20 protein-coding genes are annotated in these 12,204 nt (G+C 69.3%); 15 read left to right on the top strand and 5 right to left on the bottom strand.

Annotated features, from left to right (window positions below):
• The first annotated feature begins 30 nt into the window (after window positions 1-30).
• The 6 genes from ACWCRB_RS25790 to ACWCRB_RS25765 all read left to right on the top strand — a co-directional run bounded on the left by ACWCRB_RS25790 (window position 31) and on the right by ACWCRB_RS25765 (window position 3,141).
• Window positions 31-762, top strand: coding sequence for an LmeA family phospholipid-binding protein (locus ACWCRB_RS25790; protein WP_450998289.1), 732 nt, complete (start codon window positions 31-33; stop codon window positions 760-762).
• Between the two features lie 222 nt (window positions 763-984).
• Window positions 985-1,065: an Ms5788A family Cys-rich leader peptide gene (locus ACWCRB_RS25785; RefSeq protein ID WP_351335063.1), complete on the top strand. Its 81-nt coding sequence runs from the start codon at window positions 985-987 to the stop codon at window positions 1,063-1,065.
• Between the two features lie 127 nt (window positions 1,066-1,192).
• A complete protein-coding gene (locus ACWCRB_RS25780; RefSeq protein WP_450998288.1) occupies window positions 1,193-2,032 on the top strand; it encodes a sulfurtransferase in 840 nt (279 codons plus the stop codon).
• 63 nt (window positions 2,033-2,095) lie between these two features.
• Window positions 2,096-2,383 carry a DUF1416 domain-containing protein gene (locus ACWCRB_RS25775; RefSeq protein WP_093780197.1) on the top strand — a complete coding sequence of 96 codons (288 nt, stop codon included), beginning with the start codon at window positions 2,096-2,098 and terminating at the stop codon, window positions 2,381-2,383.
• Window positions 2,384-2,469: 86 nt separating this feature from the next.
• On the top strand, window positions 2,470-2,733 hold the full coding sequence (locus ACWCRB_RS25770; protein ID WP_450998287.1) for a DUF3099 domain-containing protein: 264 nt from the start codon (window positions 2,470-2,472) through the stop codon (window positions 2,731-2,733).
• Between the two features lie 45 nt (window positions 2,734-2,778).
• A complete protein-coding gene (locus tag ACWCRB_RS25765) occupies window positions 2,779-3,141 on the top strand; it encodes a VOC family protein (RefSeq protein WP_450998320.1) in 363 nt (120 codons plus the stop codon).
• On the opposite strand, the gene ACWCRB_RS25760 is transcribed toward ACWCRB_RS25765, so the two are convergent.
• The 3 genes from ACWCRB_RS25760 to ACWCRB_RS25750 all read right to left on the bottom strand — a co-directional run bounded on the left by ACWCRB_RS25760 (window position 3,142) and on the right by ACWCRB_RS25750 (window position 4,528).
• Window positions 3,142-3,747, bottom strand: a complete 606-nt coding sequence (locus ACWCRB_RS25760) for an RDD family protein (protein WP_450998286.1) — start codon at window positions 3,745-3,747, stop codon at window positions 3,142-3,144. It lies immediately after the preceding gene.
• An 89-nt stretch (window positions 3,748-3,836) separates the two neighbouring features.
• Window positions 3,837-4,148 carry a DUF7848 domain-containing protein gene (locus tag ACWCRB_RS25755; protein ID WP_450998285.1) on the bottom strand — a complete coding sequence of 104 codons (312 nt, stop codon included), beginning with the start codon at window positions 4,146-4,148 and terminating at the stop codon, window positions 3,837-3,839.
• The gene (locus ACWCRB_RS25750) at window positions 4,148-4,528 is read right to left on the bottom strand and encodes a hypothetical protein (protein ID WP_450998284.1); all 381 of its coding nucleotides are present in this window, start codon (window positions 4,526-4,528) and stop codon (window positions 4,148-4,150) included. The genes ACWCRB_RS25755 and ACWCRB_RS25750 overlap by 1 nt, the downstream gene beginning before the upstream one ends.
• A gap of 167 nt (window positions 4,529-4,695) precedes the next feature.
• On the opposite strand from ACWCRB_RS25750, the gene ACWCRB_RS25745 reads away from it, so the two are divergent.
• Both ACWCRB_RS25745 and ACWCRB_RS25740 read left to right on the top strand, forming a co-directional pair.
• Window positions 4,696-5,538 (top strand): helix-turn-helix domain-containing protein, encoded by an 843-nt coding sequence (locus ACWCRB_RS25745; protein ID WP_450998319.1) that lies wholly within the window; start codon window positions 4,696-4,698, stop codon window positions 5,536-5,538.
• A complete protein-coding gene (locus tag ACWCRB_RS25740) occupies window positions 5,520-5,723 on the top strand; it encodes a DUF397 domain-containing protein (RefSeq protein WP_450998283.1) in 204 nt (67 codons plus the stop codon). The genes ACWCRB_RS25745 and ACWCRB_RS25740 overlap by 19 nt, the downstream gene beginning before the upstream one ends.
• On the opposite strand, the gene ACWCRB_RS25735 is transcribed toward ACWCRB_RS25740, so the two are convergent.
• On the bottom strand, window positions 5,720-6,082 hold the full coding sequence (locus ACWCRB_RS25735) for a DsrE family protein (RefSeq protein WP_235477124.1): 363 nt from the start codon (window positions 6,080-6,082) through the stop codon (window positions 5,720-5,722). The genes ACWCRB_RS25740 and ACWCRB_RS25735 overlap by 4 nt on opposite strands.
• Before the next feature lie 101 nt (window positions 6,083-6,183).
• Here ACWCRB_RS25735 and ACWCRB_RS25730 point away from each other — a divergent pair, with 101 nt between their 5' ends.
• The 6 genes from ACWCRB_RS25730 (at window position 6,184) to ygfZ (ending at window position 10,923) form a co-directional block, all read left to right on the top strand.
• A complete protein-coding gene (locus tag ACWCRB_RS25730; protein ID WP_450998282.1) occupies window positions 6,184-6,891 on the top strand; it encodes a hypothetical protein in 708 nt (235 codons plus the stop codon).
• Complete coding sequence (locus ACWCRB_RS25725; RefSeq protein ID WP_450998281.1) at window positions 6,888-7,775, top strand: hypothetical protein; 888 nt, start codon at window positions 6,888-6,890, stop codon at window positions 7,773-7,775. Before ACWCRB_RS25730 ends, ACWCRB_RS25725 begins: the two co-directional genes overlap by 4 nt.
• On the top strand, window positions 7,772-8,650 hold the full coding sequence (locus tag ACWCRB_RS25720) for a hypothetical protein (RefSeq protein ID WP_450998280.1): 879 nt from the start codon (window positions 7,772-7,774) through the stop codon (window positions 8,648-8,650). Before ACWCRB_RS25725 ends, ACWCRB_RS25720 begins: the two co-directional genes overlap by 4 nt.
• Window positions 8,651-8,893: 243 nt before the next feature.
• On the top strand, window positions 8,894-9,469 hold the full coding sequence (locus ACWCRB_RS25715; RefSeq protein WP_450998279.1) for an FABP family protein: 576 nt from the start codon (window positions 8,894-8,896) through the stop codon (window positions 9,467-9,469).
• Between the two features lie 16 nt (window positions 9,470-9,485).
• Complete coding sequence (locus ACWCRB_RS25710; RefSeq protein ID WP_450998278.1) at window positions 9,486-9,947, top strand: Fur family transcriptional regulator; 462 nt, start codon at window positions 9,486-9,488, stop codon at window positions 9,945-9,947.
• 10 nt (window positions 9,948-9,957) lie between these two features.
• Window positions 9,958-10,923 (top strand): CAF17-like 4Fe-4S cluster assembly/insertion protein YgfZ, encoded by a 966-nt coding sequence (gene ygfZ, locus ACWCRB_RS25705; protein ID WP_450998277.1) that lies wholly within the window; start codon window positions 9,958-9,960, stop codon window positions 10,921-10,923.
• Window positions 10,924-10,940: 17 nt separating this feature from the next.
• On the opposite strand, the gene dtd is transcribed toward ygfZ, so the two are convergent.
• Window positions 10,941-11,366, bottom strand: a complete 426-nt coding sequence (dtd, locus tag ACWCRB_RS25700; protein WP_369036181.1) for a D-aminoacyl-tRNA deacylase — start codon at window positions 11,364-11,366, stop codon at window positions 10,941-10,943.
• A gap of 157 nt (window positions 11,367-11,523) precedes the next feature.
• Between dtd and ACWCRB_RS25695 the strand changes: the two genes are divergently transcribed.
• A complete protein-coding gene (locus ACWCRB_RS25695; RefSeq protein ID WP_369036182.1) occupies window positions 11,524-12,105 on the top strand; it encodes an RsiG family protein in 582 nt (193 codons plus the stop codon).
• Window positions 12,106-12,204: the final 99 nt, after the last annotated feature.

The following is a 12,204-nucleotide window of genomic DNA, read 5'->3' as shown; positions in this document are numbered from 1 at the left end:
CCGCGCCCGCCCCCGGGTACCGTCGCGAGCATGCGTGCATTCCGAATTCTCCTCATCGTGGCCGTCGTCCTCGGCGGCCTCTTCGTGATCGCCGACCGCGTCGCCGTCGGCTTCGCGGAGGACGAGGTCGCGGACCGCCTCAAGGTCAGCGAGGGTCTGGCCACCACCCCGGACGTGTCGATCAAGGGCTTCCCCTTCCTCACCCAGGTCGCCGGCGGGGAACTGGACGACGTCGAGGTCGGCATCAAGGACTACGAGGCCGCCACCGGGGTCTCCGGCCAGAACATCCGCATCGACGACCTGACCGCCCAGATGCGCGGCGTCGAGTTCACCGGCGACTACAGCTCCGCCACCGCGGCCACCGCCACCGGCAGCGCGACGATCTCCTACGACCAGCTCCTCAAGGCCGCCAACGCGCAGGAGACCCAGCTGCCGCTGGGCATCACCGCGAAGGTCGTCGGCCTCTCCGACGGCGGCAACGGCAAGATCAAGGTCGCCGTCGAGGTGAGCACCCTGAAGCAGCCCGTGTACCTGCTCAGCAGCGTCACCGTCGTCGACGGGAACACCGTCCGGGTGCGCGCCGACTCGATCCCCAGCCTGGACGCCGACGTCCAGCTCGCCGACGCCGAGGTCCAGTCGATCGCCGACTTCGAGCAGAAGATCGAGGGCCTGCCCGGCGGCATCGAGCTGGACTCGGTCGAGGCGGGGAAGACCGGTGTGGACATCTCGGTGAAGGGTTCGAACGTCAGCCTGGCGGGGTAGGACGCGTCAGGCCGACAACTGCCGCCCGGGACGAGGGCGTCCAACTGGCGAGACGGGACCGTCCGTACAGCAGATGGGTGATGGGCGCATGCCCGCCGCCTCGGCCCGCACCCCTGCGGCGAGGGCACCCCTCCCCCCTCGTATCCCACATTGTGGACGATCGCATCTCACCATGCGACATGCCGGTGACATCCCCGGCAATCCGTCCCTACGATCGACGCTATGCAGCGACAGGCGGACCTCACGAAGCGGCGGGCAGTAGACCTGTGCCGCGTCGCCGCCATGCTCTGTCGCCCTTTCTGAGCGGAAGCGCGCGGCCTCAACGGCCCGCCCCCCTTCCGTATCCCCGGCGCCCTCACCCAAGGGCCCTGTGCGCCAGTCGCACCCCCTGCCACACCTGCCCCCGCAACTGCCCCGGAGGAGAAACAGCATGAGCCGCAGCGACGTACTGGTCGACGCCGACTGGGTCGAGGCCAACCTCGACAACGCCGACATCGCCATCGTCGAGGTGGACGAGGACACGTCCGCCTACGAGAAGAACCACATCCGCAACGCCATCCGGATCGACTGGACCAAGGACCTCCAGGACCCGGTCCGCCGTGACTTCATCGACCAGGAGGGCTTCGAGAAGCTCCTCTCGGCGAAGGGCATCGGCAACGACACCCTGGTCGTCCTCTACGGCGGCAACAACAACTGGTTCGCCTCGTACGCCTACTGGTACTTCAAGCTGTACGGCCACGACAGCGTCAAGCTGCTCGACGGCGGCCGCAAGAAGTGGGAGCTGGACGCCCGCGAGCTCGTGGAAGAGGTCCCCTCGCGTCCCGCCACGGACTACAAGGCCAAGCCGCAGGACAAGTCCATCCGTGCCTTCCGCGACGACGTGGTCGCCGCGATCGGCTCGCAGAACCTGGTCGACGTCCGCTCGCCCGACGAGTTCAGCGGCAAGCTGCTCGCGCCTGCCCACCTCCCGCAGGAGCAGTCGCAGCGTCCGGGCCACGTCCCGTCCGCCCGCAACATCCCGTGGTCGAAGAACGCCAACGACGACGGCACCTTCAAGTCGGACGACGAGCTGAAGGAGCTCTACGCCGACGAGCAGGTGGACCTCGCCAAGGACACCATCGCGTACTGCCGCATCGGTGAGCGTTCCGCGCTCACCTGGTTCGTCCTGCACGAGCTGCTCGGCGTGGAGAACGTCAAGAACTACGACGGCTCCTGGACCGAGTACGGCAGCCTGGTCGGCGTACCGATCGAGCTCGGCGCCAACAAGTAAGCGAACCCCGTACACCCCGACCGGCCTTCCTGCCGTCCGGTCAGACCCCTCTTGGAGTAAGACATGTGTGGAGCGAAGGCCGGCGGCCCGGACGCCTCGACGATCAAGCCCGGTGAGACCACGATCCAGGGTCAGGTGACCCGCGACGGCGAGCCGGTGGTCGGATACGTCCGCCTGCTGGACTCGACCGGCGAGTTCACCGCCGAGGTCCCGACCTCGGCGACCGGACAGTTCCGCTTCTACGCGGCCGAGGGCACGTGGACCGTCCGGGCCCTCGTCCCCGGCGGCACGGCGGACCGCACGGTCGTCGCCCAGACGGGCGGCCTCGCCGAGGTCGCGATCGCCGTCTGACACCCGGTGTCCGAAGGGCCGTACCCCGTAGGTTCCGGGGTACGGCCCTTCGCCATGTTCCCCGTGTACGGGCCTACCCTGGACGTATGTACGCACGTCGCCGGCACGTGTACTTCGCCATGATGGGCACCTGCATCACGCTCTTCGTCTTGGCCTGGTCAGTCGTACGCCTGTGGTCGATGCCGGTGGCGGTCGGCATGTGTCTGGTGGCGATGGTGATCCCGCCCCTGGCGGCGATGACCGCCAACCGCCGCGGCCCGGACGACCGCTGGTGGGACGACCCGTCCGGCGACCCCAAGTCCGACGAGTGGTGGGACGAGCTGGACGGCAAGAAGCGGCGACAGCAGTAGACGGGGAGGGCCCCTGTGGGACGTACGGGTACGAGAGTGTCCACCGTGGTGCTGGACGCGCACGACGCGCACGAACTGGCCGGCTTCTACCTCCGCCTCCTCGGCTACGAGATCCGCAGCGAGGAACCCGACTGGGTGCTCATCGGCCCACCGCCCGGCACCGAGGGCATCTCCCTCGCCTTCGAGACGGAACGCGCGTACGTCCCACCGGTCTGGCCCACCCGAAACCCCGGCGACCAGCAGATGATGCTCCACCTGGACATCGAGGTCGACGACCTGGCGGGGGAGACGGCGAGGGCGGTGTCGGAGGGCGCCCGCCTCCACGAGTACCAGCCCCAGGAGGACGTACGAGTCCTGCTGGACCCGTCGGGACACCCCTTCTGCCTGTGGACGCAGGCCACACCCTGATCAGCCCCGGTTGCCGCGGCCGAACTCGATCCCCGTGACGGCCGTGCCCGCCAGTCGGTCGGCCAGGGAGCGGCGGCTGGGGGAGAGCACGGGCAGGGCGTTGCCGACGAAGAAGAGCACGGCCGTCGCCCAGACCAGCGTCGAGAGCACGAACTGGCCCTCGAACAGCAGGACGCAGGCCAGCGCGTAGACGGCGACGTCCGCCGTGGTGGTGACCGCGGCCCGCAGAAGCGCACGGCGCGGGGCGGCCAAGGCGACCGGGGCGACCGGGGCGACCTTCAGGCCGAGCAGAGCCTTGCCGATGGTGCTGCCCGTGAACGCCAGTGCGGCCCACTGGTAGAGGAACGTGCCGAGGATCAGCAGGACGAAGGCCTGCTCCACGTACAGGACCGACTTGTTCCACAGCGCGAGACCGAGTTCCGCCGACGCGTCGATGAAGGCGCCGCGCGACATGAGCAGTTCCAGGCCGCCGCGTGCCGCCAGGGCCGGCACGTCGGTGACGAGCGCGGACACGCGGTGGAAGGTGAGCACGGCGAGGGCCGAGGCCCCCGCGACCACCAGTGCGAAGTCGATGAACCACGCTACGACACGGCGAAGCTTCGGCATGGAGCCCCCATTGGTCACTTTCAGTTACGAGTGAGTGCATCAGCGTAGTGACGGGATGCGGGGGAGTGGTGGGTTCGCCGGGGATCAACTCAACCGGGTGAACCTCTGTCGTGGCGTGCGGGCGGCGTCATGCGCGCCGGTTCCAGGCCCGGGGGCGGACCGGCGGGCCCCTCGGCCGGCTCCATGACCGCGTAGTCCGCGAAGACCCGGCGGTAGCGCGTGTGCCGGGTCTCCTGGGTGTGCCTGCGCTGCCACTCCTCGACCTCCCCCGGCCCGGGCCGCATACCGGACTCCGCCCCGCAGTCCTTCTCCTCCCCCGAGACACAGCGCGCGGAGTACTCCGGGTACGCGGTGAGGTCCTGCACGAGCGTGTACGCCACGTACCGGAAGATCCGCCGCATCACCCTCCGTGCTCCGCCCGCTGGTGCCTGCGCATCAGGACGTCGGCGTCGGTCACCGCGCTGGCGTCCGACTCGGCCCGCGCGGTCTGCCGCTGCCCAGCCAGTTCGGCGCACGTGTCGCAGCCGGACACCGGCTGGGGCGGGCGGCCCCAAGTGTCGCGTACGGCACGCTCGTTGGCGGCCCTCACACCGGCGCTCAGCCGTTGTTCGGGCGTGGCTGCCGTGAGCGACGCCGGATGGGCCTGCCACTCACGGCCGCCGCCGACGGGGCGCAGCAGCGCGTACGGGCCGATGGTGTCCCGGTACTCGCCCGCTCTGTCCGTGGCCGGGTCGTAGACGAGGGTGCCGGGCTCGAAGGATGTCGTCGGCTCGGTGGTCATGGTGCCGTTCCTTTCATCCAACTTCTATACGGAATGCGGTGTTTGTACTACTCTGCGTATTCGGGTTCAAGGTGAGCATGACCCGTCCGCGCGGCCAAAACGCCGCTGACCGGGGGTTGTTCGGCGCCTGGAGGCGCAAGTTCCATAAATTCCACAGGAGGAGTCCGATGCCGTCGAGAAGGGTGATCACCGGGCGGAGCCAGGAGCCCAGGCGACGGTTCGCGGAGGAGCTGCGCTTACTCCGGGCCGAGCGCGGGGAGAGCCTGCGGCAGCTCGCGGAGACACTGGGCTGGGACGCGTCCCTGTTCGGCAAGCTGGAGAGCGGGGCGACGCTGGGGAGCCCTGAGGTGGCCCAGGCGCTGGATCAGCATTACGGGACGGGTGGGCTCGTACTCACCTTGTGGGAACTGGCGGTGGGGGATCCGACGCAGTTCAAGGAGCAGTATCGGCGGTACATGATGCTGGAGGCCGAGGCGGTGAGCTTGTGGCATTACGCGGTGAGTGCGCCGCCGGGTCTGCTTCAGACGGACGGGTATGTGCGGGAAGCGCTCGCGGTGGGCTGGATCAAGAGTCAGGAGCTGGATCAGCAGGTCGAGGCGCGCGCAGGGCGACGGAAGCTGCTGGAGGGTGACGACGCGCCCCCGTTCCGCGCCATCCTCTCCGAGGCGGTGCTGCGCACGCCTCTGCGTGATCTGACGGCGTGGCGTGAGCAGTTGGAGTTCCTGGCGGAAGCTGCGGACCGCCCGAACATCGCCCTCCAGGTACTGCCATTCAGCGTTGGTCTGCACGGCTTGATGAACACCGCGGTGATGTTCCTGCGGCTGCTGGACGGCCGTACGGTCGCCTACACCGAGAACGATCTGCGCGGCGAACTGACCGAAGAAAACGCCTCAGTTGAACTGCTGCAACGTAGGTACGATTCGTTGCGTGACCTGGCGCTCTCACCGGCCGGGTCGCGGGAGTTCATCCTGCGGCTGTTGGAGGAAGTACCGTGCGAGCCATCGACGTGACCGGCGTGACGTGGCGCAAGAGCAGCTACAGCAACACGAGCGGCGGCGAGTGCGTCGAAGTCGCCCCCAACCTCCCCGCCGTCGTCCCCGTCCGGGACAGTAAGGACCCCGGTCGAGGCGCCCTTGTGCTCGCGGCCGGTGCCTGGGCCGTCTTCGTCGGTGCTGTCAGGGACGACTCGCTCTAGTACACGAGGGCCTGCGTACCGTCGGCCATCGCCTCCTGGACGAAGACCTGCGCGCCCGCGATCCGTACGCCCTCGATGACGTCCTTCTCGGTGATGTCCCGCCGGGCCGCGCACTGGGTGCACAGGGTGAGGCGGCCTGCCGCGAGGACCGAGTCGATCAGGTCGGGCAGCGGCGCGGCGTGCGGCAGCTCGAACTCGGCGGCCCGTCCCGGCAGCGCGAACCACGCCGACTCCCCGGTCAGCCACAGGGACACCTCGACCCCGCTGGCCACGGCCACCGCCGCCACCGTGAACGCCTGGGAGCAGCGCTCGGGGGCGTCGGCCCCCGCGGTCACCTTGATCACGAGCTTCTTCGCCATGCCCGAATCGTAATCAACTTCCCTGCAACCCAAGGCGTTGGCCATGGGTCTCCTGTGCGCGCGGTGACGCACTCCGCGCTTCAGAGGTTGTGGGGGACGTTGTGGAAGTACCCGAAGGCAGACCCGGGCGTGGCAGACGTACCGCGTCGCTGATCGCCGGTGCCGTCGTGCTCGGACTGGTCGCCGGGGCCTGCGTCGGTTACCTCGTACAGGCCGACCGTGAGCCCACCCCGTTGCCCCCGCTCTCGCAGGCTGTGCTCGCGCAGGCCAAGGGCGAGGGGCCCGAGCCGCTGTCGGCCGCGCAGGACCGGCAGGTGAGGACCGACGGCGATCTGCGCAAGCTGCTCCTGAAGCGGCCCAAGGGGACACGGGACGGCACCTACAAAGCCGGAGACGACGGCCGCTGGATGTCGCTCTCCGAGTACGCGGACGGGTTCAGGCTGCCCGGCAACATATTCAAGAACCTCATCGGCGACGAGTTCCGCCGCGCGGCCGTGACGAGCTGGGCCGAGGGGACCACGTACAGCGTCGCGATCCTGCTGGTGCAGTACCGGCAGGAGGAGACCCTCGCGGCGGCGGGCTGGGCCGAGCAGTCGAGCTCCGGGGGCTGGCCCATCAGCGGCACGGGCGACGGCGTGGCGTACGTCTACTCCGAGCCCGAGCGGGAGGCCGGCTACCTGCCGGTCTACAGCGCCGTGGCGCACGCCTGGCGCGGTGACATCGCCATGGAGGTCTGGATCTCCAGCACCAAGCCGATCCCCAAGGGGAAGATCCTGGATCTGGCCGAACGACAGGCGGGACGGCTGTGAGCGAGACCCCCGAGGCCCCGGAGAGCGCTGAGAGCGCTGAGAGCGCTGAGACCTCCCCGGCCTCCGAAATCCTCGAATCCGCACCTGAAGCCGAAGCCGAAGCCGCTCCGGCGCCGGTGAAGCGGCGCGTACGGCGAGGCCGTGTGGCCCTCGTCGCCGGTTCCGTGGTGCTGGCCCTCGCCGTCGCGGGCGGGGTCGGCTGGACCGTCGTCACCGTTCAGGGCGCCGATCGTGACGCGGGCCCGCCCGTCTGGCGGTTCCCGAAGGCCACGGACGACGACGAGAAGGCCGTAGAGGCGGTAGAGGCGAAGGGGCTGCGCGGTATGCTGCTGCCGTTCGGCAGCAGTGGATACGGACGCGGCCCGGACATGGACGAGTTCGGCTCCGACGCCGAACTCAGCGGAGGCCAGGCCACCGCCCTGCGCAAGCAGGCGCTCGCGGACCTGCCCCGCTCCCAGCGGCTGCGGCTGGAGAAGGAGATCGACAAGCAGCACATCACCGGCATGGTGATGCGCAGCTACCTGAGCACGGAGAACGCGGCCAACTCCTCCATCTACGCAGCCCAGGCCTTCACGGTCGACGTCACGCTGTCCCAGATGGACAAGGGGGCCGCGCGGGACCTCGCCACGTACCAGAACGAGTTCCTGGACGCCATGGCGATCTTCCGCAAGGGGCCGGAGATCAAGGACCACAAGAACGCGCGTTGCTTCCTGCCGCCCACGGACGCCGACGAGAAGCTCGACGCGATGTACTGCTCCGCGTACGAGGGGAACGTCATGATCACCACGAGGGCGTTCGGGATCAAGCCGATGGACACGAAGGCGATCGCGCTGTTCCTGAAGGAGCAGCTCGACCGCATCACGGAGCCGGGGGAGGCGGTATGACCGAGCAGCAGGCCACGGAGCAGGCTGAGGAGATCGCGGTGCCTGTGGTGCCTTCCTTGCCCCCTCTGCCCGAGGCGCCGCCCCTCGCCCCGCCCCCGGTGAAGCCGGTGAAGAAGGACCGCCGCGTCCTGCGTGCCGCCCTGCGTTGGACGGCCGCCGTCGTCGTGTTCGCGGCGGTCGGGGCGTCGGCGGCGTACGGCATCACGCGGATGGAGCGGACGGACGTACCGGGTCTGGCGACGGAGTCGGACGGGCGGTGGGACTACCCGACGCTCGTCAAGCCGCCGCTGCCCTCCGGCAGCCCGGCGCCCTTCGCCGAGGCGAACGCGGCCAATGCGCACTACGCCGACCTGCGCGAACTCGTCCTGCCTGCGCCCGAGGGAGCCAAGGACGATGCCGCGTTGCGCGGCACGGACGGCTGGCTGGCGAAGAAGACGTTCCTGGAGGCGTACGCGTCCGAGGGCGAGCGGGAGACGGTCGACCAGATCCTGGTCGACCACGGCCTGCGGCATATCGCGGCGCGTGGCTGGACGACCCCGGACGGCACCCGGACCGCGGTGTATCTGCTGCGGTTCGGCTCGGCGGTCGTGGTGGACGACATCTGGCTGAAGATCTTCGGCTACGACGCTCCGAAGTACGCGCTCAAGGGCGCCTCCGCGCTGCAGACGGACGCGGAGTTCCCGGTGGAGGCGGCGGTCGACGACGTGCGGGCCTTCCCCTACGCCGAGACCAAGCCGTACGGCGCGGAGCAGGTCCGCGCGGCCTACCTCTCGGCGGGTGACACCCTCGGGCTGATCGTCCAGTCCCGCAAGGGCACCGCGGAGGCCGTCCCCTTCCAGCAGACGGTGGTCCTCCAGGCCCAGCTGCTCGGCTGAGCGCGGCGCATCCGACCGTCCGACACCTGGCCGAGAGAGCCGGGCCCAGGCCGCGTAAGCTTGGGCCCGGCTCTTGTGCACACAACCGATCGTCCGAGGAGCACCCCGTGCTTGAGGCATTCTTCGAAGCCCTGCTGGTTCTGGTCGCCGTCGGCGTTCTCGCCTTCGCCGGTCTGACGGTCAAGAAGCTGTACCAGGGTCAGCGCTGATCATCGTCACCACGAATCGCAGGAACCGCCGCTCATGATCGAGATCCCGTCCGACCTGCACAAGGACCTTGTGCCGCTCGTCTTCCTGCTCGGCAAGTGGGCCGGCGCGGGCGTCCACGACTTCCCCGGTGCCGAGAAGTGCAACTTCGGGCAGGAGGTCACCTTCACGCACGACGGACGTGACTTCCTGGAGTACCACTCCCACTCGTGGGTGCTGGACGCCGACGGCAACAAGGTCAGGCCCCTGGAGTCCGAGTCCGGGTACTGGCGCATCGACGCCGACCGCAAGGTCGAGGTCGTCATGGTCCGCCAGGACGGTGTCGTCGAGGTCTGGTACGGCGAGCTGGCCGCCAAGAAGCCCCAGATCGACATCGTGACCGACGCCGTGGCACGGACGGCGGCCTCGGGGCCGTACAGCGGCGGCAAGCGCCTGTACGGGTACGTACACAGCGACCTGATGTGGGTCGGCGAGAAGCAGACCCCGGACGTCGAGCTGCGCCCGTACATGTCGGCCCAGCTGAAGAAGGTCGTCACCCCGGAGGACGTCGAACGCTGGGCGAAGGCCCTGCCGGACGACATGCCGGACGACGGGATCGCTTTCTTCAAGTAGACCTAGACTCTGTGGTGTGGTGAGCACCGATTGGAAGAGCGACCTCAGGCAGCGCGGGTACCGGCTGACCCCTCAGCGGCAGCTTGTGCTCGAAGCCGTGGACACCCTTGAGCACGCGAGCCCCGACGACATCCTCGTGGAAGTGCGGAAGACGGCGTCGGGGGTCAACATCTCCACGGTCTACCGGACCCTGGAGCTGCTGGAGGAGCTGGGGCTGGTCAGCCATGCCCACCTCGGGCACGGTGCGCCGACCTACCACCTTGCCGACCGGCACCACCACATCCACCTCGTCTGCCGCGACTGCGACAACGTGATCGAGACGGATGTCGCCGTCGCCGCGGACTTCACCGCCAAGCTGCGGGACACCTTCGGGTTCGAGACCGACATGAAGCACTTCGCGATCTTCGGGCGCTGCGAGGACTGCGCGCAGAAGGCCGCCAAGGCTTCCTCTGCCAAGGTTTCAACTACCGAGTCGTAGGCTTGTGCGTATGAAGAGCCCTCTGCTGTCCCTGCCCGGCGCCGTCCCCGCCGAGGGTGTGGACGAAGGCGTCGCCGCCCACTACGGCGAACTGTTCCGCGAACAGCGTGCCCTCGCCGAGGGCACCGGATTCGTCGACCTCTCCCACCGCGGCGTGATCACCGTCACCGGTGACGACCGGCTGAGCTGGCTGCATCTGCTGCTCACCCAGCACGTCAGCGACCTGCCCGTGGGCGAGGCCACCGAGGCGCTGGTGCTGTCGGCGCACGGTCACATCGAGCACGCCCTGTATCTCGTCGACGACGGCACGACCACCTGGGCCCATGTGGAGCCGGACACCCAGGAGGCGCTGATCGCCTACCTGGAGTCGATGAAGTTCTTCTACCGCGTCGAAGTCGCCGACCGGACAGATGAGTTCGCCGTCGTCCACCTCCCCGCGGGGGCGATCTCCGAGGTTCCGGCCGGTGTCGCCGTACGGGAGACCCCGTACGGGCGTGATCTCTTCCTGCCGCGTGCAGAACTGGAGTCGTTCGCCGAGAAGGCCGGGCCTGCGGCGGGGCTGCTGGCGTACGAGGCGCTGCGGGTCGAGCAGCACCGGCCGCGCCTCGGCTTCGAGACCGACCACCGGACCATCCCGCACGAGCTGGGCTGGATCGGCACGGCGGTGCATCTGCAGAAGGGCTGCTACCGGGGGCAGGAGACGGTCGCCCGCGTCCAGAACCTGGGCAAGCCCCCGCGCCGGCTCGTCTTCCTGCACCTGGACGGCAGCGAGGTCCATCTGCCGCCGGCCGGCACGGAGTTGAGGCTCGCGGACGACGGGCCCGACGGCCGCAAGATCGGCTTCATCACGACGTCCGTACGGCATCACGAGCTGGGTCCGGTCGCGCTGGCGCTGGTGAAGCGGAACGTGGCGGTGGACGCGCGGCTGGTCGCGGATACGACTGCGGCCGCGCAGGAGGTCGTGGTCGAGCCGTAGCAGCCGTACGACTGCTCCTACATCTCCAGCAGGACGGTGAACGGGCCGTCGTTCGTCAGGCTCACCCGCATCTGCGCTCCGAAGCGGCCCGTCGCCACCGTCGCGCCCAGGGAACGGAGTTGGGCGACCACCTCGTCGACCAAGGGCTCGGCGACGTCGCCCGGGGCTGCCGCGTTCCAGGTCGGGCGGCGGCCCTTGCGGGCGTCGCCGTACAGGGTGAACTGGCTGATGACGAGCAGCGGGGCGTCGATGTCGGAGCACGACTTCTCGTCCGCGAGCATGCGTACCGACCAGAGTTTGCGGGCCAGTTGGGCCGCCTTCTCCTTCGTGTCCTCGTGCGTGACCCCGACGAGGACGCACAGGCCCTCGCCCGTGATCTCTCCGGTCACTTCACCGTCCACGACGACACTCGCGCCGTCCACCCTCTGCACCACTGCACGCATGCGTCCATCATGCCGTGCCGACGTGGTGGGTCTGTCGCGGGATTCTTTTTGATCCTTAAGCCCCCATCTGGGGCCGTTCGGGGGCACTCGGTCACATAGCGGCCACTTGGGGTGGCACGATGCTCCCATTCGCCTGTCGAGGGAACGGTAGAGGCACATGAGCACACCGAGTACCGGGCGGCCTCATACGGCCGCCGCCGCTCCGGCTGCTTCGATCGGTTCGTTGCTGGCCGCCGATCCGCCCGAGCACGATCTGACCGTGCTGCGGCTGACCGAGTTGCGCGCCCTGCGCCGGGACGCCCAGCGGGACGAGGCCGACCTCAGTTACGTACGGCGGCTGCTGCAGGGGCGCATCGACATCCTGCGGGCGGAACTGGCGCGGCGCGGGCCCACGTCCGTGGTCGCGGTGGGGGAGGGGTCGGTCGTCGAGCGGCTGTCGGAGATCCTCACGGACGCGCCGGCGCGGCAGCGGTCGTCGGCCCGGCATGTGACGCTCGGGACGCCGCACAGCGAGGAGTACGGGCGGCTGGCGGCGGAGATGCTCGCCGAGGTCGAGCTGTCGGATCTGGACGCGCGTACGGATCCGGAGCTTACGGCGGCGATGGGGAGGTTGGTGGGGTACGAGCAGCAGGTTTCGCGGCGGCGGCAGGGGTTGCAGCGGACGGCGGACGACTGCAGCGGGGAGATCGCGCGGCGGTACCGGGAGGGCGAGGCACAGGTGGAGGACCTGCTGATCTGAGGGTGCGGCATGGATTCCTTCGCCCCCGCCGCCCCTACCCGTCCCATCCTCGGGGGCTCCGCCCCCGAACCCCCGCTCCTCAAACGCCGGAGGGGCTGG

Source organism: Streptomyces sp. NPDC002156 (assembly GCF_053593675.1).
The sequence above is the reverse complement of the archived record's forward strand: the minus strand, read 5'-3'. Positions and strand labels throughout refer to the sequence as shown.

Bases quoted from the DNA above. Each gene is read 5' to 3' on its own strand.
- ACWCRB_RS25780 (WP_450998288.1), top strand. From the start codon at position 1,193: ATGAGCCGCAGCGACGTACTGGTCGACGCCGACTGGGTCGAGGCCAAC.
- dtd (WP_369036181.1), bottom strand. From the start codon at position 11,366: ATGCGTGCAGTGGTGCAGAGGGTGGACGGCGCGAGTGTCGTCGTGGAC.
- ACWCRB_RS25735 (WP_235477124.1), bottom strand. From the start codon at position 6,082: ATGGCGAAGAAGCTCGTGATCAAGGTGACCGCGGGGGCCGACGCCCCC.
- ACWCRB_RS25745 (WP_450998319.1), top strand. From the start codon at position 4,696: ATGCCGTCGAGAAGGGTGATCACCGGGCGGAGCCAGGAGCCCAGGCGA.
- ygfZ (WP_450998277.1), top strand. From the start codon at position 9,958: ATGAAGAGCCCTCTGCTGTCCCTGCCCGGCGCCGTCCCCGCCGAGGGT.
- ACWCRB_RS25790 (WP_450998289.1), top strand. From the start codon at position 31: ATGCGTGCATTCCGAATTCTCCTCATCGTGGCCGTCGTCCTCGGCGGC.
- ACWCRB_RS25775 (WP_093780197.1), top strand. From the start codon at position 2,096: ATGTGTGGAGCGAAGGCCGGCGGCCCGGACGCCTCGACGATCAAGCCC.
- ACWCRB_RS25770 (WP_450998287.1), top strand. From the start codon at position 2,470: ATGTACGCACGTCGCCGGCACGTGTACTTCGCCATGATGGGCACCTGC.
- ACWCRB_RS25755 (WP_450998285.1), bottom strand. From the start codon at position 4,148: ATGCGGCGGATCTTCCGGTACGTGGCGTACACGCTCGTGCAGGACCTC.
- ACWCRB_RS25720 (WP_450998280.1), top strand. From the start codon at position 7,772: ATGACCGAGCAGCAGGCCACGGAGCAGGCTGAGGAGATCGCGGTGCCT.
- ACWCRB_RS25785 (WP_351335063.1), top strand. From the start codon at position 985: ATGCAGCGACAGGCGGACCTCACGAAGCGGCGGGCAGTAGACCTGTGC.
- ACWCRB_RS25760 (WP_450998286.1), bottom strand. From the start codon at position 3,747: ATGCCGAAGCTTCGCCGTGTCGTAGCGTGGTTCATCGACTTCGCACTG.
- ACWCRB_RS25715 (WP_450998279.1), top strand. From the start codon at position 8,894: ATGATCGAGATCCCGTCCGACCTGCACAAGGACCTTGTGCCGCTCGTC.
- ACWCRB_RS25695 (WP_369036182.1), top strand. From the start codon at position 11,524: ATGAGCACACCGAGTACCGGGCGGCCTCATACGGCCGCCGCCGCTCCG.
- ACWCRB_RS25750 (WP_450998284.1), bottom strand. From the start codon at position 4,528: ATGACCACCGAGCCGACGACATCCTTCGAGCCCGGCACCCTCGTCTAC.